The sequence below is a fragment of the Pantoea allii genome (assembly GCF_046529425.1).
Taxonomy (GTDB): domain Bacteria; phylum Pseudomonadota; class Gammaproteobacteria; order Enterobacterales; family Enterobacteriaceae; genus Pantoea; species Pantoea allii.
Window position 1 is genome coordinate 4,080,245 of sequence record NZ_CP125958.1, and the last position, 18,625, is coordinate 4,098,869.

The 18,625-nt window shown below is 55.5% G+C and carries 17 protein-coding genes; 11 read left to right on the forward strand and 6 right to left on the reverse strand.

What is annotated here, in order from left to right:
- Positions 1-128: 128 nt before the first annotated feature.
- The 6 genes from QNH99_RS19185 (at position 129) to QNH99_RS19210 (ending at position 5,618) form a co-directional block, all read left to right on the forward strand.
- Positions 129-875, forward strand: a complete 747-nt coding sequence (locus QNH99_RS19185; RefSeq protein WP_410517689.1) for an ATP-binding cassette domain-containing protein — start codon at positions 129-131, stop codon at positions 873-875.
- 22 nt (positions 876-897) lie between these two features.
- Positions 898-1,899, forward strand: coding sequence for an ABC transporter permease (locus QNH99_RS19190; protein ID WP_162287594.1), 1,002 nt, complete (start codon positions 898-900; stop codon positions 1,897-1,899).
- Positions 1,900-1,902: 3 nt separating this feature from the next.
- Positions 1,903-2,982 (forward strand): phosphotriesterase family protein, encoded by a 1,080-nt coding sequence (locus QNH99_RS19195; RefSeq protein WP_410517083.1) that lies wholly within the window; start codon positions 1,903-1,905, stop codon positions 2,980-2,982.
- A 12-nt stretch (positions 2,983-2,994) separates the two neighbouring features.
- Positions 2,995-3,750 carry a glutamine amidotransferase gene (locus QNH99_RS19200; RefSeq protein ID WP_283355276.1) on the forward strand — a complete coding sequence of 252 codons (756 nt, stop codon included), beginning with the start codon at positions 2,995-2,997 and terminating at the stop codon, positions 3,748-3,750.
- Positions 3,750-4,865, forward strand: coding sequence for a M20 family metallopeptidase (locus tag QNH99_RS19205; protein ID WP_410517690.1), 1,116 nt, complete (start codon positions 3,750-3,752; stop codon positions 4,863-4,865). Before QNH99_RS19200 ends, QNH99_RS19205 begins: the two co-directional genes overlap by 1 nt.
- Positions 4,866-4,982: 117 nt before the next feature.
- On the forward strand, positions 4,983-5,618 hold the full coding sequence (locus tag QNH99_RS19210) for a Vat family streptogramin A O-acetyltransferase (RefSeq protein ID WP_410517084.1): 636 nt from the start codon (positions 4,983-4,985) through the stop codon (positions 5,616-5,618).
- Between the two features lie 9 nt (positions 5,619-5,627).
- Here the strand turns inward: QNH99_RS19210 and QNH99_RS19215 are convergent, their stop codons facing one another.
- Complete coding sequence (locus QNH99_RS19215) at positions 5,628-6,536, reverse strand: LysR family transcriptional regulator (RefSeq protein ID WP_410517691.1); 909 nt, start codon at positions 6,534-6,536, stop codon at positions 5,628-5,630.
- Between the two features lie 103 nt (positions 6,537-6,639).
- Between QNH99_RS19215 and QNH99_RS19220 the strand changes: the two genes are divergently transcribed.
- Complete coding sequence (locus tag QNH99_RS19220; protein WP_410517085.1) at positions 6,640-7,269, forward strand: NADPH-dependent F420 reductase; 630 nt, start codon at positions 6,640-6,642, stop codon at positions 7,267-7,269.
- Positions 7,270-7,397: 128 nt separating this feature from the next.
- Here the strand turns inward: QNH99_RS19220 and lptG are convergent, their stop codons facing one another.
- Together lptG and lptF are read right to left on the reverse strand one after the other, a co-directional pair.
- Entirely contained in the window at positions 7,398-8,474 is a 1,077-nt protein-coding gene (lptG, locus tag QNH99_RS19225) for an LPS export ABC transporter permease LptG (RefSeq protein WP_063878195.1), read from the reverse strand.
- A complete protein-coding gene (lptF, locus tag QNH99_RS19230) occupies positions 8,474-9,574 on the reverse strand; it encodes an LPS export ABC transporter permease LptF (protein WP_063878194.1) in 1,101 nt (366 codons plus the stop codon). The genes lptG and lptF overlap by 1 nt, the downstream gene beginning before the upstream one ends.
- Before the next feature lie 268 nt (positions 9,575-9,842).
- On the opposite strand from lptF, the gene pepA reads away from it, so the two are divergent.
- The 4 genes from pepA (at position 9,843) to QNH99_RS19250 (ending at position 15,331) form a co-directional block, all read left to right on the forward strand.
- Positions 9,843-11,354 carry a leucyl aminopeptidase gene (gene pepA, locus QNH99_RS19235; RefSeq protein ID WP_013024392.1) on the forward strand — a complete coding sequence of 504 codons (1,512 nt, stop codon included), beginning with the start codon at positions 9,843-9,845 and terminating at the stop codon, positions 11,352-11,354.
- 69 nt (positions 11,355-11,423) lie between these two features.
- The gene (locus tag QNH99_RS19240) at positions 11,424-11,882 is read left to right on the forward strand and encodes a DNA polymerase III subunit chi (RefSeq protein ID WP_063878193.1); all 459 of its coding nucleotides are present in this window, start codon (positions 11,424-11,426) and stop codon (positions 11,880-11,882) included.
- A 5-nt stretch (positions 11,883-11,887) separates the two neighbouring features.
- A complete protein-coding gene (locus QNH99_RS19245; protein WP_410517086.1) occupies positions 11,888-14,743 on the forward strand; it encodes a valine--tRNA ligase in 2,856 nt (951 codons plus the stop codon).
- Between the two features lie 78 nt (positions 14,744-14,821).
- Positions 14,822-15,331 (forward strand): GNAT family N-acetyltransferase, encoded by a 510-nt coding sequence (locus QNH99_RS19250; protein WP_096011481.1) that lies wholly within the window; start codon positions 14,822-14,824, stop codon positions 15,329-15,331.
- Here the strand turns inward: QNH99_RS19250 and QNH99_RS19255 are convergent.
- The 3 genes from QNH99_RS19255 to miaE form a co-directional block, all read right to left on the reverse strand.
- Complete coding sequence (locus QNH99_RS19255) at positions 15,326-16,111, reverse strand: histidine phosphatase family protein (RefSeq protein WP_063878190.1); 786 nt, start codon at positions 16,109-16,111, stop codon at positions 15,326-15,328. The genes QNH99_RS19250 and QNH99_RS19255 overlap by 6 nt on opposite strands.
- A 10-nt stretch (positions 16,112-16,121) precedes the next feature.
- The gene (locus QNH99_RS19260; RefSeq protein WP_063878189.1) at positions 16,122-17,450 is read right to left on the reverse strand and encodes a hypothetical protein; all 1,329 of its coding nucleotides are present in this window, start codon (positions 17,448-17,450) and stop codon (positions 16,122-16,124) included.
- Between the two features lie 366 nt (positions 17,451-17,816).
- Positions 17,817-18,578, reverse strand: coding sequence for a tRNA isopentenyl-2-thiomethyl-A-37 hydroxylase MiaE (miaE, locus tag QNH99_RS19265; RefSeq protein WP_410517087.1), 762 nt, complete (start codon positions 18,576-18,578; stop codon positions 17,817-17,819).
- Between the last annotated feature and the right edge of the window lie 47 nt (positions 18,579-18,625).

Genomic DNA, 18,625 nt, shown 5'->3' on the forward strand with positions numbered 1-18,625 from the left:
GGTAAACCGGTTTACAAGGGCGTAAACCGTGCAGGATAACGCTTTTTTACCTCCGTTCAGCTTTTCCCGTGAGTGATGATGGGAGTTATCGAATGCAGCAATTACATACTGCCCCGGCACGGGTAGAGATGGTGAAAATCACCAAAACCTACGGCGCGATACGTTCCCTGCGCGGCGTCAATTTACAGCTGGCGCCTGGCGAAGTGCTGGGCCTGGTGGGCGATAACGGCGCGGGCAAGTCCACGCTGACCAAGGTGCTGTCTGGCGCGGTGGTGCCCACCAGCGGCACGATTCGTATTGATGGAGAACCGCAGCATTTCAGTAATCCTGCGGATTCACGCCGTTGCCATATCGAAATGGTTTATCAGGATCTGTCGCTGTGCGACACGGTCGATGTGGCAGGCAACCTGTTTATGGGACGCGAGCCGATGAAATCGATCCTCGGCATCCCCTTTCTCGATCAGGAAAAAATGCATACCGATGCGCGGGAAATGCTGAAAGGTCTGGGCATCTCCATTCCCGACACGCGTTTGCTGGTGCGCAATCTGTCTGGCGGACAACGCCAGGCTATCGCCATCGCCCGCGCGGCCGCCTTTGATCCCAAAGTCTTGATCATGGATGAACCCACTGCGGCGCTGGCCGTGGCCGAAGTCGAAGCGGTGCTGGAACTGATTCGTCGGGTGTCGGCGCGCGGCGTCAGCGTGATCCTGATTACCCATCGCTTACAGGATCTGTTCCTGGTCTGCGACCGGATCATGGTGATGTACGAAGGCACGAACGTGGCAGATCGCCGGGTGGCGGACACCGACCTGAGCGAGATCGTCAATCTGATCGTGGGCGAAAAATTTGTCGCCCGCTCTGCGGCGACGCACTGAGCGAGGTAACAGGATGACTATCATGAATCTGAGCGGTTCCCGTATGGCCCAACACTCGTTGCCGCGTCGCCTGCTGCACAACCACTCTGGCGTGGTCAGCATCGCGCTGTTTTTTGTGTTCTGTTGCGTGGTGTTTTCCCTGATCACCGGCAACTTTCTCAGCAGTGCCAACTGGCTCAATATTATTCGCCAGAGTGCGCCTTTGCTGATCGTGGCCACGGCCATGACGCTGGTGATCACCACCGGCGGGATCGATCTTTCCGTGGGATCGACGCTGGCGCTGGTCGGTGCACTGTCGGCTATCGCACTGAATAGCTGGGGACTGCCCTGGCCGGTCGTGTTGCTGGGTGGCCTGCTGCTGGGCGCGCTGGTCGGTGCCATCAACGGGTTCTTTATCGCCTATGAAGGCATTCCCGCCTTTATCGTCACGCTGGCGACCTTAGCCGTGGTGCGCGGCGTGGCGCTGCTGATTACCCAGGGTTACTCCATTCCTATCCCTGCCGACAGCCTGTTTGCCTTGATGGGCCGCGCTAAGGTGCTGGGCGTGCCGATGCCCGCGCTGATTGGCATTGTGGTGCTGATTGTCGGCCATATCGTGCTGAACCATATGCGTTTTGGTCGTTATGTCACGGCGATTGGGGCAAATGCCGAAGGCGCGCGCCGCAGTGGGATTAACACCAAAGCCGTGACCATGAAGGTGTATATCATCAGCGGGATGGCCGCCGCGCTGGCGGGCATGATTATTACCGCACGTCTGGGCAGCGGTTCGTCTAACCAGGGCGAAGGGTTCGAGTTACAGGTGATTGCGGCCGTGGTGCTGGGCAGTACCAGCCTGTTCGGCGGCTTCGGCACCGTGATTGGTACGCTGCTGGGCGCGCTGTCGATCGCCATTATTCAGAATGGCCTGATCCTGTCTCATATCTCGCCGTTCTATACCCAGATCGCCACCGGCACCATCATTCTGCTGGCGATCTGGCTGAACACCCGGATTCTTAACCCGACCCGCGCTGCGGCGAAAGGATAGCCGATGAAACACTCCATTTTTCGGCATCCGGACCCTCTGCCGCTTGGTATCCACAGCGGTTATGTCATGACGGTACTGGGGCCGCTGCCGCTCAGCGAGATGGGCGTCACGCTGATGCATGAACACATTCTGCTGGATGCGTCCGGCAAGTGGGTGCCGCCCTGCTGCTGTGGCGATCGCCACCTGGCTGACATGCCGGTGAGCATGGAAAACCTGGGCGAGCTCTCACTCAACCCGTTAATCAGCCGCGACAACTGTCAGCTGTTTGATGTGGATTTGGCGATTGAGGAGCTGATGAAATTCCGTGCGCTCGGCGGTGAAACGGTGGTCGATCCGACCAATATCGGCATCGGACGCGACCCGAAAGCCCTGCAGCGCATCGCGCGTCTGACCGGGTTGAATATCATCATGAGTACCGGCCTGTACCTGGAACCTTCGCACCCGGAGTGGGTGAAAACCCTCAGCATCGAGGAGCTGGCTGACAAGCTGATTTACGACCTTGGTGGCCGGGAAGACAAACCCGACGTACTCGCCGGGTTGATCGGCGAGATCGGCGTGTCCAGCCGCTTTACCCCCAGCGAGGAGAAATCCCTGCGGGCAGCAGGCCGCGCCAGTGCAGCAACCCGGGTGCCGATTGAAGTTCACCTGCCCGGCTGGGAACGGCTGGGCCACAAGGTGCTGGATATCCTGGAACACGAAGGAGCCGATCTGCGTCATGTGGTGCTGTGCCATATGAACCCCAGCTTTGCCGACAAGCGCTATCAGCGTGAACTGGCCCAGCGCGGCGCGTTTCTGGAATACGACATGATCGGCATGAGCTATTACTACGCCGATGAGTCCGCTCAGTCACCGTCCGACGAAGAGAACGCCCGCGCTATCCGCGAACTGATTGATGACGGCTTTATCGAGCAGATTTTGCTGTCCCAGGACGTATTCCTGAAAACCATGCTCACCCGCTACGGCGGCCACGGCTATGGCTACATCCTTAAACATTTTGTTCCGCGCCTGAAACGCCACGGCGTCAGCGGCGAACAACTTGAAACCTTAATGATTGCTAACCCACAGCGCGTATTTGGTGGGTAAGGGAGAAGCGTAATGCAGAAGAACATTTTACTGGTCGGCGAATCCTGGACCAGCACATCCGTACACGTTAAAGGCTTCGATCAGTTTGCGACTGCCACCTGGCACAACGGCGCGACCGACTTTATGGCGGCGCTGGCAGACAGTGATTATGCCATCACCTATATGCCCGCCCATGCAGCGGCGACGGCGTTTCCGCTGACCCTGGCGGGGCTGCAACAGTGGGACGCCATCATTCTGTCGGATATCGGTGCAAACACGTTGCTCCTGCACCCGGATACCTGGCTGAAGAGCCAACGCACGGCGAATCGCCTGACGCTGATCCACGATTATGTGGCGGCGGGCGGTGCCCTGATGATGATTGGCGGTTACTTCAGTTTTCAGGGCATCAATGGCGGCGCGCGCTATCGCAATACGGCGGTCGAGAAAGTGCTGCCGGTGCGCTGCCTGGCCTGGGACGACCGGATTGAAACGCCCGAAGGCTGCTATCCCTGCGTGACGGAATCCCACGCGGTGTTTGCCGATTTGCCGGGCGAGTGGCCGTGGCTGCTTGGCTATAACGAGGTGGAAATGCATCCCGAAGGCAAGCTGCTGGCCACCGTCGCCGGCACAGATCATCCACTGCTGGCGGTGCGCGAATATCAGCAGGGCCGCTCACTGGTGTGGACCAGCGATATGTCGGCCCACTGGCTGCCGCAGGAGTTTTCCCAGTGGCAGGGCTATCGCCAGCTGTGGATCAACTGCCTCGACTGGTTAACGGTACGCCACTGATGGCCCTCAGCCGCACGGCGGATCTGGCGTTACAGCTGATTCGCTTTGATACCATCAATCCGCCGGGTAACGAAGCCGCCTGTATGCAGTTTTTTGCCGACTGGCTGGGTGAAAACGGCTTTGAGGTCACGCTGTCCACTTTTGGTGAAGGCCGCCGTAACCTGATAGCCCGGATGTCCGGCGAGCAAGACGGACCTGCACTGGCGTTTACCGGACATCTGGATACGGTGCCGCTTGGCAATGCCGACTGGCAACACGATGCTTTTGGTGAGATCGCGGGCGATCGGCTCTACGGTCGGGGATCGAGCGATATGAAGGCGGCCGTCGCCGCCTTTGCTGTGGCCTGCGTTACGCACCAGCAGGCGATTCGGCAGGGTACGGGCGTTGTCCTGCTGATCACCGGCGGTGAAGAAACCGGCTGCGACGGCGCGCGGGCGCTCATCGAAAACGTCACGCTGCCCGAGGTCGGGGCGCTTATCGTGGGCGAACCTACCGCGAATTATCCGGTTATCGGCCACAAAGGCGCACTGTGGCTGCGCTGTGAAACCCGGGGGAAAACCGCCCACGGCGCGATGCCGGAGCTGGGCATTAATGCCATTTACCTGGCGGCTGATGCGCTGGGTAAAATTCAACATTTCTCACCCGGCGCGCCGCATCCACTAATGAAGCAGCCGACGATCAACGTCGGGCGCATCTCTGGCGGCCTCAACATCAACTCCGTGCCTGACCGCACGCAGTTCGACGTGGATATTCGTAGCGCCCCCAATCTTGAGCACGCCACCATTCGCCAGCAGCTCACCACCTTACTGGGTGAAAGTGTGACGGTTTCCACGCTGGTGGATCTGCCTGCCGTGCTGAGTGAAGGCGATCAGGCATGGATTCAGGCGGTTTATCAACGATGCCAGCCACTGCATGATGCACCGCTGGTGCCGCGGATTGTGCCCTACTTTACCGATGCTTCTCTGCTGTTGCCCGCGCTGGGCAATCCGCCCTGCATAATTCTGGGCCCTGGCGAGCCGTCGATGGCGCATCAGACCGATGAATATTGCCTGCTGAGCCGGTTAGCCGAGGCGAAGACGCTGTATGGTGCGTTGATTTGTGACGGGATAAGCTGACCACCAGGTACTCTTCTGAAAGGGTGTTATGCTGATGAAGTCGCCGCCGCAGACGTGAGCGCATCACCTTAACGTCGCGCGCTAGCGCTACCCTGAGGTCAGCTAAAAGGAGCCTTTATGAACGGACCCACCCCCGCAAATCCTCATCCATTGCCAGGCTTTCCACAAGTGTGTTTTATCAAGAACACCCTTCGCAATCCCAATATCATCGTGGGTGATTACACCTATTATGACGATCCGCTGGACGCGGAAAACTTCGAGCGTAACGTGCTTTACCATTACCCCTTCATTGGCGACAAGCTGATTATTGGCAAGTTTTGCGCCATTGCCAAAGGTGCGCAATTCATAATGAACGGGGCCAATCACAAAGTGTCCGGCATCTCGACGTACCCGTTTCAGATCTTTGGCAACGGCTGGGAAAAGGTGATGCCGGGCGAAGGCGATCTGCCCTACAAAGGCGACACGGTGATCGGTAACGATGTGTGGATAGGCTATGAGGCGCTGATCATGCCCGGCGTTAAGGTAGGTAACGGCGCGATTATCGCTTCCCGTTCCGTCGTCACCTCGGACGTGCCAGCCTACACGGTCGTCGGCGGTAATCCCGCGAAGCCCGTCCGCGCCCGCTTTGTGCCAGAGGTCGTGGTCCAACTGGAGTCGCTGGCGTGGTGGGACCAATCACCGGCATGGATTACTGCGCACCTTGAGCAGATTGTGTCGGGAGATGTGGAGGCGCTGCTGGCGTGCCAAAAATAGCCTCGGGAATCAGTCCGTTGTGCTGCGGTGCAGACCAAATGTCTGATTAATGGCATCAACAAAACTGCGAATTTTCACCGTCTGACGTCGACCTGCGGGGATTAACATATTCATTGGCCGCGCAGGTCCATCGTATTCAGGCAAAATCTGTATAAGTCGGCCTTTTTCGATCTCTTCATTCAGCACATCGGCCGGGCCGAGCGTCACACCATGTCCTTCCAGTGCTGCGTGCAACAGCGCCTTCCAGTCATTAGAACGGAAGCGACCCTGTGGTTTTACTTCCTCAACCCTGCCAGCGCGTTGAAAATGCCAACGACAAGGCATGGACGGTGACCAGATGCCATACACCAAACACACGTGATCCATCAGGTCTGCGGGCGTTGCGGGCATGCCCATTCGTGCCAGATAGGTGGGCGAAGCGCAGGCAATCAACCGATAAGGCTTAAGCGGATATGCAACTAATGAACTGTCCGTTAATTCACCAATACGAATCACTACTTCGTACCCTTCTTCGAACGGCTCAACTAAGCGGTCGCTAAGTTCCAGGTCAACCTGAATTTCCGTATAGCGTGCCAGATAACGGGTAATAAAAGGTGCCAGAGTGAACGCCCCGAAAGTCAGGGGCGCGCTCACCTTTAGTGTGCCTGAAGGTGTGCTTTTCATCTCCATGGCAATCGCGTCGGCCTCTTCCGCCTCTGCCAGAACAACCTTGCAGCGTTCGTAATAATTACGGCCAACATCCGTCAGACTTTGCCGCCGCGTCGTGCGGTTCAGCAGCACCGTGCCCAGTCGCGTTTCCAGGCTGGCGATATGTTTTGCCACCATTTGAGGTGAGAGTCGAAGCTGCTCGGCTGCCGCAGCAAAGGAGCCGGTCTCTGCGGCTTTGACAAAAACATTCATGCTGGTAAGCCTGTCCATCATTCCCTCCTTTTTGTTGTTTATCTTGCTCTTAACTGCGTATTTATCAACCAAATATTTTTAATTAACGTGAGTGCTATCGACAATACTGGAGGACGACATAATGAAAATCGGCATTATTGGTGCAGGGTTTGTTGGACGAGCGATCGCCAGACTGGCAACCCAGGCAGGCCATCAGGTGATGTTAAGTAACTCTCGCGGACCGCAGACGCTATTTAGCCTGAAACCTATGATTGGCTGCGAAGCTGGCACCGTAGAGGAAGCGGCGGACTTTAGCGACATAGTGGTGATTGCCGTGCCACTTAACGCTGTGGCACAGCTTCCATCATCACGACTAAAAAATAAGCTAATAATTGATGCGGTAAACTACTATCCCGAGCGCGATGGACAGATTGCAGAACTGGATAACGGTACGCTAACCACTAGCGGAAGACTGGCCCAGCAGTTCCCTGACGCGACCGTCGTAAAAGCGTTTAATGCCATTCAGATGACCGACCTGGAGGTTCAGGGGCTGCCTGCAGGCGATGCGAACCGACGTGCACTGCCGTTGGCAGGGGATGATGAGCAGGCTAAAAAGCGTGTCGCTACGTTATACGACACGTTTGGCTTCGATCCGGTCGATGTGGGGCCGTTAGCTGAAGGCTGGCGTTTCGAACGCGGGACGCCAGTATATTGCGTACGCATGACACGCGCTCAACTGAAGGCCGCGCTGGCAGGCACTTCCCGTCGCTAAAACAGGTTCAGGGCGACAGGGCATCGCACCTTATGTCTGTGACAGACATTCTTAGCCTGAAATAACGTTTTATTGTCTGCCCGCCCATAAAAAAGGCCGCATCGCGCGGCCTTTCTGATATTCAGCGTTTAGCGCCGTTTTATCAGCATAAACAGACTGATGGCAAAGAAGGCAAAGCTTGGCAGGATCGCGCCAAAAATGGGCGGCAGGCCGTAGACCAGGCTGAGTGGACCAAAAATCTGATCCAGCACGTAAAACAGAAAGCCGAAGCTGATACCGGTGACCACGCGGACGCCCATCGAAACGCTTCGCAGCGGACCAAAGATAAACGACAGCGCCATCAGCATCATGACCGCCACGGACAGCGGCTGGAAGATTTTGCTCCACATGTTGAGCTGATAACGGCCAGCTTCCTGCCCACTTTGCTTCAGGTATTTACTGTAATCATAGAGGCCGGTAATCGACAGCGCATCCGGGTCCAGCGCCACCACGCCCAGTTTGTCTGGCGTCAGATTCGTTTTCCATTCCCCGCCCAGACTCTGTGAGCCGGTAATTTGCTTCGGATCGGTCAGATTCGACTCATCCACCTGGGACAGAACCCACAGCTTCTTGTCTTTATCCCATTTGGCCGTCGCAGCATAGCGGACGCTCTGTAAACGGCGATCATCATTGAAGCTGTAAATGCTGACGCCGTCGATTTCATTGTCGCCTTTCACGCGCTCAATATAGATAAAGTTGTTGCCATCTTTGGCCCACAGGCCGCTCTGGGTTGACACCAGCGCACCACCGTAGAGCTGCTGAGCGCGGAAGTTACGCGCCATCTGCTCGCCCTGTGGGGCAACAAACTCACCGATAGCCATGGTCAGCAGCACCAGCGGAATTGCCGTCTTCATGACCGACAGGGCGACCTGCATACGGGTAAAGCCCGCTGCCTGCATGACGACCAGTTCACTCCGCTGCGCCAGCGTACCCAGACCTAACAGCGCCCCCAGTAAGGCCGCCATCGGAAAGAAGATTTCAATATCTTTCGGCACGCTCAGCAAGGTGTAATAGCCCGCATCCAGAGCGCTGTACGCACCCTGTCCGGTTTTACGCAGCTGATCGACAAATTTGATAATGCCGGACAGCGAAACCAGCATAAACAGCGTCATCAGGATGGTATTAAATATCGTTTTACCGATATAGCGATCGAGAACGCGAAACATCAGACCGATCCTCCGCGTGTAAAGCGCGCACGAATTCGACGCATTGGCACGGTATCCCACAGGTTAAGCAAGATCGCCAGCGTCAGATAACTGAGATTCACCACCCACATCCAGATGGCCGGATCAAGGCGGCCTTTGGCACCGCTTGAGCGCAACGAACTCTGCAGCAGGAAGAAAATCAGATACAGCAGCATCGCAGGCAACATTGAGAGCACGCGGCCCTGACGCGGGTTGACCACGCTGAGCGGCACCACCATCAACGCCATCACCAGCACGGAAAAGACCAACGTGAGGCGCCAGTTGAGCTCGGCTTTAAACTCTGGCGTTTTGTTGGCTAACAGCGTGCCGAAGGTGGCCTGATCCACATCGTTAGGATCGAGTATTGCCTGCTTATAGCCCACGTAGGCCTGGTAGTTGGTGAAATCGGTGATACGGAAATCGCGCAGCAGCGCCGTTCCCTCAAAGCGCGTCCCTTTGTCCAGGGTCACAACCTGTGAACCGTCTTTCTTTTGTTCCATGTGCCCGCTGTCCGCCAGCACCACAGAAGGTCGGGCATTGCCTTTCGGCCGTAGCTGCGCCAGGAAGACGTGACCAAACTGATTGCCCTTAACGTTCTCAAGGAACAGCACGGCGCTGCCATCGCTGGACGTCTGGAACTGTCCCGCAGCCAGTGCCGCAGTACCAGGATTGGCCTTGGCATTTTGTGTAACCTGTTCCTGATAGCGCGACGACCACGGGCCCAGCCAGATGACGTTCACCGCTGCCACCACCGAGGTGAACAGCATCAGCACCATCGCCGCCTTGACCAGCACCGCCTTGCTCAGGCCGCAGGCGTGCATTACGGTAATTTCACTTTCCGTATACAGCCGCCCGAGCGTCATCAAAATCGCCAGAAACAGGCTTAGGGGTAAAATAAGTTGCGCCATTTCAGGCACGCCAAGTCCTAACAGCGTCAGAACAAGGTTTGTCGGCACTTCGCCATCCACCGCGGCCCCTAAAATCCTTACCAACTTCTGACAGAAGAAGATCAACAACAGGATAAACAGGATAGCCAGCTGGCTTTTGAGCGTTTCCCGAACCAGATATCTAATAATGATCACGCTTAATACGCCTGTGAAAACTTGTCTTTTTGCAGGAAAATCGCTAATTTCAACGCTTATTAGCCATTTTTCTTCATAAATGGCCGTCGTCGACGCTAGAAATGTATGGTAATCGCGTTTGGGTGATGAAAAAACAACATCTTGTCACCCTGATTCATTATGACCTCCAGCAGCACGCTGTCATGTTGCTTAGCTTAATAAATGGGTCACGAACGCGCTACATTCTAGCGGCAGCCGCGGCCGTTGTCTTTAAGATTCAGGAGAGTGCATGGAGTTCAGTGTAAAAAGCGGTAGTCCGGAAAAACAGCGCAGTGCATGCATTGTAGTTGGTGTTTTCGAACCGCGTCGTCTGTCACCGATTGCCGAGCAACTGGATAAAATCAGCGACGGCTATATCAGCGCCCTGCTGCGCCGCGGTGAACTGGAAGGCAAAGTGGGTCAGACGCTGCTGCTGCATCATGTGCCGAATATCCTGTCAGAGCGTATTTTGCTGATTGGCTGCGGTAAAGAGCGTGAGCTTGATGAGCGCCAGTACAAGCAGGTGATTCAGAAAACCATCAATACGCTGAATGACACCGGCTCGATGGAAGCCGTGTGCTTCCTGACCGAACTGCACGTCAAAGGGCGCAATACCTACTGGAAAGTGCGCCAGGCCGTCGAGACCTCGAAAGAGGCGCTGTATAACTTCGACCAGTTGAAGAGCAACAAAGCGGAGCCGCGTCGTCCACTGCGTAAGCTGGTGTTTAACGTGCCCACGCGCCGTGAGTTAACCAGCGGTGAACGTGCGATTCAACACGGGCTGGCGGTCGCCGCCGGGGTGAAAGCAGCCAAAGATCTTGGCAATATGCCGCCCAATATTTGCAATCCGGCTTACCTGGCTTCTCAGGCACGTCAGCTGGCTGATGCCTACAGCAAAAACATCACGACGCGCGTGATTGGCGAGCAGCAGATGAAAGAGCTGGGCATGAACGCCTATCTCGCCGTGGGTGCCGGATCGCATAATGAATCCCTGATGTCGGTGATTGAGTACAAAGGCAACCCGGATACCGATGCGCGTCCGATTGTGCTGGTCGGCAAAGGGCTGACGTTTGACTCCGGCGGTATCTCCATCAAGCCTGCGGACAGCATGGATGAGATGAAGTACGACATGTGCGGCGCGGCCTCGGTTTATGGCGTGATGCGCATGGTCGCCGAGCTGAATCTGCCGCTGAACGTGGTGGGCGTGCTGGTGGGCTGTGAAAACATGCCGGACGGTAAATCCATGCGGCCGGGCGACGTGCTGACCACCATGTCAGGCCAAACGGTTGAAGTGTTAAACACCGATGCTGAAGGCCGCCTGGTGCTGTGCGATGCGCTGACCTACGTGGAACGCTTCGATCCGGAAGTCGTCATCGATGTAGCAACCCTGACCGGTGCCTGCGTTATTGCGCTGGGTCATCACGTCAGCGGACTGCTGTCGAACCACAACCCGCTGGCGCATGAGCTGATTGGTGCCTCCGAGCAGTCCGGCGATCGCGCCTGGCGTTTACCGATGGCCGATGAGTATCAGGAACAGCTGGAATCCAATTTTGCCGATATGGCGAACATTGGGGGCCGTCCGGGTGGTGCCATTACCGCAGCTTGCTTCCTGGCCCGTTTTGCGCGCAAATATAACTGGGCACATCTGGACATCGCCGGTACCGCCTGGCGGTCAGGTAAGGCCAAAGGTGCCACCGGTCGTCCTGTACCGATGCTGTCTCAGTTCCTGTTAAATCGTGCCGGTCTGAACGGCGACGATTAATCGTACGGATAACCGACCCCATCGGGGCGGAGTTTACTCCGCCCTTCTTTTCGTTAAACAGGCAATTCGATGAAAAACGCAACCTTCTACGTGTTGGAAACCGATGCATCCAGCGAGGGCTTAACCGCCGTTGAAGCGCTGGTGTGCGATCTGGCGGAAACACGCTGGCGGGCCGGTAAGCGGGTGCTCATCGCCTGTGAAGATGAGCAGCAAGCCATTCGCCTTGATGAGGCGCTGTGGCAGCGCCCCGCCAACGCCTTTGTGCCCCACAATCTCGCCGGGGAAGGTCCGCGCTACGGCGCACCGGTAGAGCTGGCATGGCCGCAGCGTCGGGGGAATTCGCCACGCGACCTGCTGATTAGCCTGCTGCCGCAGTTCGCAGATTTTGCTACTGCTTTCCATGAAGTGATAGACTTCGTTCCTTACGAAGACGCTCTCAAACAGCTGGCGCGCGATCGCTATAAAGCCTATCGCAGCGTTGGCTTCCAATTGAATACGGCAACGCCGCCACAGCCGCAAACGACATAGCAGAAATGGATAAGACATATAACCCGCAAGATATTGAGCAGCCGCTTTACGAGCATTGGGAAAAGCAGGGCTACTTCAAACCGAATGGCGACACCAGCCAGGAAAGCTTTTGCATCATGATCCCGCCGCCGAACGTCACCGGTAGCTTGCACATGGGTCACGCCTTCCAGCAAACGATCATGGACACCATGATTCGCTACCAGCGCATGCAGGGCAAAAATACCCTGTGGCAGGCTGGTACTGACCACGCAGGCATCGCCACCCAAATGGTGGTTGAGCGCAAGATCGCGGCAGAAGAAGGCAAAACCCGTCAGGATTACGGTCGTGATGCGTTCATCGACAAAATCTGGCAGTGGAAAGCCGAATCTGGCGGAACGATTACCCGTCAGATGCGCCGTCTGGGCAACTCGGTTGACTGGGAGCGCGAGCGTTTCACCATGGACGACGGTCTGTCCAATGCGGTGAAAGAAGTCTTTGTGCGCCTGTATAAAGAGAACCTGATTTACCGTGGCAAGCGCCTGGTGAACTGGGACCCGAAACTGCGTACCGCCATCTCTGACCTGGAAGTGGAAAACCGCGAGAGCAAAGGCTCTATGTGGCATATCCGCTATCCGCTGGCAGAGGGCGTGAAAACCGCCGACGGTAAAGATTATCTGGTCGTTGCGACCACCCGTCCGGAAACCCTGCTGGGCGATACCGGCGTGGCCGTTAACCCGGAAGATCCACGTTATAAAGATCTGATCGGCAAGTTTGTGATGCTGCCGCTGGTTGATCGTCTGATCCCGATCGTCGGTGACGAGCACGCGGACATGGAAAAAGGCACCGGCTGTGTGAAAATCACCCCGGCGCACGACTTCAATGACTACGAAGTGGGCCGTCGTCATAAGCTGCCGATGATCAACATCCTGACCTTCGACGGCGATATCCGCGACAGCGCGCAGGTTTACGATACCAACGGCGAAGCCAGCACCGCTTACAGCGACGCGATTCCTGCCGCGTTCCAGAACATGGAGCGCTTTGCCGCACGTAAAGCCATCGTGGCGGCGGTAGACGCGCTTAGTCTGCTGGAAGAGATCAAACCTCACGATTTAACCGTGCCTTACGGTGACCGTGGTGGCGTTGTTATCGAGCCGATGCTGACCGATCAGTGGTACGTGCGCACGGCACCGCTGGCCAAAGTGGCGGTGGAAGCCGTTGAGAACGGCGACATTCAGTTCGTGCCGAAGCAGTACGAGAACATGTACTTCTCCTGGATGCGTGATATTCAGGACTGGTGTATTTCCCGTCAGCTGTGGTGGGGCCACCGTATTCCGGCCTGGTACGACAATAACGGCAACGTCTATGTGGGCCGCACAGAAGACGAGGTGCGCAGCGAAAACAACCTGGCAGCCGATGTCGCGCTGCGTCAGGACGATGACGTGCTGGACACCTGGTTCTCATCGGGCCTGTGGACTTTCTCAACGCTGGGCTGGCCGGAAAACACCGAAGCCCTGCGCACCTTCCACCCGACCAGCGTGCTGGTGAGTGGCTTCGACATCATCTTCTTCTGGATTGCCCGCATGATCATGCTGACCATGCACTTCATCAAAGATGAAAACGGCAAGCCGCAGGTGCCGTTTAAAACCGTGTATATGACCGGTTTGATCCGCGACGAAGAAGGCCAGAAAATGTCGAAATCCAAGGGCAACGTGATTGACCCGCTGGATATGGTTGACGGTATTTCACTGGAAGAACTGCTGGAAAAACGCACCGGTAACATGATGCAGCCTCAGCTGGCGGAAAAAATCCGCAAGCGCACCGAGAAGCAGTTCCCGAACGGCATCGAGCCATCGGGTACAGATGCCCTGCGCTTTACGCTGGCGGCGCTGGCCTCGACCGGGCGTGATATCAACTGGGACATGAAGCGCCTGGAAGGTTATCGCAACTTCTGTAACAAGCTGTGGAATGCCAGCCGTTTTGTGCTGATGAATACCGAAGACCAGGACTGCGGTCAGAACGGCGGCGACATGACGCTGTCGCTGGCGGATCGTTGGATTCTGACGGAATTCAACCATACGGTAAAAGCCTACCGTGAGGCGCTGGACAGCTATCGTTTCGATATTGCGGCGAACATCCTGTATGACTTCACCTGGAACCAGTTCTGTGACTGGTATCTGGAGCTGACCAAGCCGGTGATGAACAGCGGCAGCGAAGCAGAACTGCGTGGCACTCGCCATACGCTGGTCCATGTGCTGGAAGCGCTGCTGCGCCTGGCGCACCCGATTATTCCGTTTATCACGGAAACCATCTGGCAGCGCGTGAAGGGCCTGAAAAACATCAGCGATGACACCATCATGCTGCAGCCGTTCCCGCAGTACGACGCGGCGAAAGAAGATGCTGAAGCTAAGGCCGATATCGAGTGGATGAAGCAGGCAATCATCGCCGTCCGTAACATTCGTGCAGAGATGAACATCGCGCCCAGCAAGCTGCTGGATGTGCTGCTGCGTGACTGCTCCCCTGCTGCCCAGCGCCGCGTTGAGGCGAACCGTAACTTCCTGTCACGCCTGGCGCGGCTGGAAAGCCTGACCATTCTGCCTGCGGGCGAGAAAGGTCCGGTTTCGGTGACCAAAATCGTCGAAGGCGCAGAGCTGCTGATCCCGATGGCGGATCTGGTGGATAAAACCGCCGAGCTGGAGCGCCTGGCCAAAGAGCTGCTGAAGCTGGATGTGGAAATCGAAAAAATCCAGACCAAGCTGGCGAACGAAGGCTTTGTCTCGCGCGCACCAGAAGCGGTCGTCGCCAAAGAGCGCGAGCGCGTTGCTGAGATGGAACAGTCAAAAGCAAAACTGATTGAACAGCAGGCGGTCATTGCGGCATTGTAAGCATCGTAGCTGACAGCTTATTCATAAAGCCGGGCTTGCCCGGCTTTTTTTTGACCTCGTACAAATCCGGAAGAGATGATGACGACCAGTGCCAACCCGCGTTTTGACCTCCTGGTGCGGCCGATTACGGCGGCCGACAATCCGCACATCGCCCAGGTGATTCGCGACGTATCGGCCGAGTTCGGCCTTACGGCAGACAAGGGCTATACCGTATCCGATCCCCAGCTTGACCACCTGTTTGAGTTGTACAGTGCCGAACAGAGCGCCTACTGGATTATTGAATATCAGGGCAAGGTGGCTGGCGGCGGCGGTGTTGCGCCTCTCGCCTGCAGCGCACCTGACATTTGTGAACTGCAGAAGATGTATTTTCTGCCGACGGTGCGCGGTCAGGGTCTGGCGCGCGAGCTGGCGCTGCGGGCGATGGATCATGCACGCCGCCACGGCTTTCGCCGCTGCTATCTCGAAACCACCGCCAGCCTGACACGGGCGATTAAACTCTATGAGTCACTGGGCTTTGAGCATATCGACAGCGCGATGGGCTGCACCGGCCATGTCGACTGCGAAGTGCGAATGCTAAAGGCACTATAAGCCGCGCTCGACGTAGCGCATGTCGTTAACGGATTCAATAACGAACTCTCCGCTATCTGTGTAGCGCAGCCGTGTAACGCTCGCATTTTCGAGCGACTGCTTTAACGACGTATCGCCAAGGGCTTGCAATAGCGCGGTAATCGCCATGCCATGGCTGACGACCAGCACATTACCACCGCCCTGCTGCTGAGCCTGCTGTGCAATTTCTGTCATGCTTTCGAGCATGCGTTTTGCCACCTGCTGATAGCTTTCAGCCTGTCCGGTGGAGTTGATGCCCGGCAGTGAGGCTGTACCCGACGCTTCGGCCCGATGAATAGCATCAATAATCCCGTCAATGTGAATCTTACCTGCGCTGAATGCGTTCATCATCGCCGCATCAGAGGTATAGCCCGCCTGAAGCGCCGCAGCAGTAATCATATTCTTATCCAGATCACCTTCATAAAGTCCAAAACAGACTTCGCGCAATCCTTTATGTTCATTAAGCGTGGGAATCCGCTTCCATGACTTCATAGCACGTTGCGCGGTTTCTCTGGCCCTGCCAGCATCACTGGACCAGGCTGCGATGAAAGTAAGAGGCTGAAGTCCTCGCCCTAACTGCTCCGCTACCGCCGCCCCAGAAGCGGTTAGCGGCGTATCGGACCAGCCCTGTGCGCGCTGCACCGTGTTAAACATTGTTTTGCCATGCCGCGTAACAAACAGGGTCACATCGGCGGCGATGGCTTCGCCTGCGAGAGTCCCCACCATCATAAAAACCAGCAATGCTTTAACTATTCTTTTCATCGTATTTTCCTTATTTAAACAGGTTTAATTTATACTCAACCGCAATCTCCGCAGACAGGTTGGGAGAACGCATATACCTTCCTTGCGCATTAAAAACGGGTGTTTCTTTATTATTTTTGTAGGACCAGCCATAGCCGAACAATGTAAAAATCGATAAATTCTTCAGGGCGGGATGAGGTTCAGTGAAACGATTGATGAGCGCAAATTCCCCCGAACGTATACGCTGATGACGATAAGTAAACTGTCCATAATTAATCTGAATGCCACTAAACACGCCTTTTGAGATTTCAAACATCGTCTGCGACACCAGCGCAAGTTCTTTATCGCGGGTGTAATCTTTTCCGGCAGAAGTCAGCGAGTTAAAACGACCACGGGTATTTTTGGTCAGCGGGCGCGCATAATATCCCACCGCATTATGTTTGGGCGCGGCGCTCCAGGCGGCAGCGAATTTATGTGTCCATCCAGTGTTAATCCATTCAGCTTCACCAACATAATGCCACGCGTTATCATCGAACGATCTTGTGCTGGCGGACATCCTTTTATAATTTTCCAGCCCCTGACTGCCATAAACTTGAGAGGACAAACGCCAGTGCGGAGAAAGGGAGTAACTCGCTTCGATAACATGGCGACGCTGGTAGGCGTCCGCTTCGCCAAATGCATAAGTGAACCGTCCGCGTTCACCGTTATAGCTCAGGCCGCCCGTATAGATCGCAGCAATTTTCCGTTTGTCCTGCGTTTGTAGGGCAAGACTGTCTGGCGAGTCGTGTCGGATCGTTTTCGTCACGTAAGCCAAATCCAGCCGCACCTTCTGTCCGCTCAGCATGCCGCTATAGCCTAAGTAACTATTGCGTGATAAGCGGTCAGTGGTGGTCAGCACGCCGGTATTTTTTAATGCCTGCCAGCCCGCTTTCCCTTCCAATCCTGCGTGCCCGTCGCCCAGCTTCACTTTCAGATAGCGCTGACCAAACTTGCTAAAGCCATGCGCATCAGCTTTTCGCTGATTACCGCCGCTGTCGTAAAGCAGGCCGCGCGTAGCAAAGTTGTCGCTGGCTGCCAGCCTGATCGCTCGGGTATAGGTTGCATCAAATCCCAGCCAGTCCCACAGATAGCCGGAACGAAAATTCAGACTGGCCGCCTGTCCCCAGGCATTATGAACAGTGACAGGCTGTGCTTCATTTTCCTTGAGATACTTCCAGTGATTACGCAGCCTGAGATTGAACTGAGAATCGCGCAGGAAAGCGGAGTCAGAGAGCGCTAACGCTTGCGAAGACTCAGCCCATGCAACAGGTGGCTGCAAAAAGGGCAAGATAAATAGCGAAATACAGGTCTTTCTCCTCATTTTATGAATCCTTCCATTAAACGCTTTTCAGGAAAAGTGGCCTCAAAGAAAGTCGCTAATTCTGTTTCCGGGTTATACCCGACGAAAAAAAACCCGATTCATAATCCTCTCTGGCAGAGAAGAATTATGAATCAGGTTTTGCTTGAAAAATAACAACCCTAATTCGGCAAGGGCAATATACTTATTCCGCAAATAAAAATCAGAGCAGAAAAAACATTCTGTGATGAGTGACGCAAATTATATTTATCTGAGGTAACGCATTCGCATTAAACTAACACTTAATATTTATCTTTTTATTATAAATAAATTCTATCTGATTACATTTACAAACAGTAAACGGTCATAGATAGAGACCGTTTACTCTCATCAGAACGCCGGCACACCGCTGTGAAAGCGCAGTTCCGTGTCCGGCTCAGCAATGAGCTTCGCCTCTGCCTCACCAATCGCCCGCACGCGCGCCGTAATATCTTTTGGCGAAATCTGCGCCGCCAGCGTCAGATAGTCCTGATAATGACGGGCTTCTGAGCGCAACAACGAGATATAGAACTTCTCTAATTCGCTGTCCAGGTAAGGTGCCAGGCTGGCGAAACGCTCGCAGGAGCGCGCCTCAATATAGGCACCGCAAATCAGCTTATCCACCAGCGTATCGGGTTCGTGGGTGGTCACTTCACGCAGCAGACCTTTCGCATAACGGCTTGAGGTGATTTTCTGATAAACCAGCCCACGCGACTGCATAATTTCCCACACCTGATAAAAGTGGTGCAGCTCTTCTTTGATCAGCAGCACCATCTTCTCAACCAGATCGTCAGCCCACGGCAGTTCGTTGCGCACGATAATGGCTTTGGTCAGCGTTTTATGCGCATTGATAAAATCGCTGTCGCCGTCCTCACGAAAGATAAAATTCTCGTAAGGCTTCAGCCAGGCCAGAATCTGGTCACCGCTGGGCTTGTCAGCAACGTATTTGCGGATCAGCCACACCGCGGTCTGGGCCGCTTTGAGTTCGCACACCAGATGATCGGTGAGCAGCAGAGTCAGGTTTTCTGGTTTGCGCGCCTCATCAATCCAGGCCTGAGGTGTGCGGCAGCGTAAAAACTGATGTATGGGTTCAAGTAAGGGTGCGTAATTCATGACGGTCAGACAACACAGGGGAACAGAAAAGGCGGAGCAGGCTCCGC

Bases quoted from the DNA above. Each gene is read 5' to 3' on its own strand.
- QNH99_RS19185 (WP_410517689.1), top strand. From the start codon at position 129: ATGGTGAAAATCACCAAAACCTACGGCGCGATACGTTCCCTGCGCGGC.
- QNH99_RS19190 (WP_162287594.1), top strand. From the start codon at position 898: ATGAATCTGAGCGGTTCCCGTATGGCCCAACACTCGTTGCCGCGTCGC.
- QNH99_RS19195 (WP_410517083.1), top strand. From the start codon at position 1,903: ATGAAACACTCCATTTTTCGGCATCCGGACCCTCTGCCGCTTGGTATC.
- QNH99_RS19200 (WP_283355276.1), top strand. From the start codon at position 2,995: ATGCAGAAGAACATTTTACTGGTCGGCGAATCCTGGACCAGCACATCC.
- QNH99_RS19205 (WP_410517690.1), top strand. From the start codon at position 3,750: ATGGCCCTCAGCCGCACGGCGGATCTGGCGTTACAGCTGATTCGCTTT.
- QNH99_RS19210 (WP_410517084.1), top strand. From the start codon at position 4,983: ATGAACGGACCCACCCCCGCAAATCCTCATCCATTGCCAGGCTTTCCA.
- QNH99_RS19215 (WP_410517691.1), bottom strand. From the start codon at position 6,536: ATGGACAGGCTTACCAGCATGAATGTTTTTGTCAAAGCCGCAGAGACC.
- QNH99_RS19220 (WP_410517085.1), top strand. From the start codon at position 6,640: ATGAAAATCGGCATTATTGGTGCAGGGTTTGTTGGACGAGCGATCGCC.
- lptG (WP_063878195.1), bottom strand. From the start codon at position 8,474: ATGTTTCGCGTTCTCGATCGCTATATCGGTAAAACGATATTTAATACC.
- pepA (WP_013024392.1), top strand. From the start codon at position 9,843: ATGGAGTTCAGTGTAAAAAGCGGTAGTCCGGAAAAACAGCGCAGTGCA.
- QNH99_RS19240 (WP_063878193.1), top strand. From the start codon at position 11,424: ATGAAAAACGCAACCTTCTACGTGTTGGAAACCGATGCATCCAGCGAG.
- QNH99_RS19245 (WP_410517086.1), top strand. From the start codon at position 11,888: ATGGATAAGACATATAACCCGCAAGATATTGAGCAGCCGCTTTACGAG.
- QNH99_RS19250 (WP_096011481.1), top strand. From the start codon at position 14,822: ATGACGACCAGTGCCAACCCGCGTTTTGACCTCCTGGTGCGGCCGATT.
- QNH99_RS19255 (WP_063878190.1), bottom strand. From the start codon at position 16,111: ATGAAAAGAATAGTTAAAGCATTGCTGGTTTTTATGATGGTGGGGACT.
- QNH99_RS19260 (WP_063878189.1), bottom strand. From the start codon at position 17,450: ATGAGGAGAAAGACCTGTATTTCGCTATTTATCTTGCCCTTTTTGCAG.
- miaE (WP_410517087.1), bottom strand. From the start codon at position 18,578: ATGAATTACGCACCCTTACTTGAACCCATACATCAGTTTTTACGCTGC.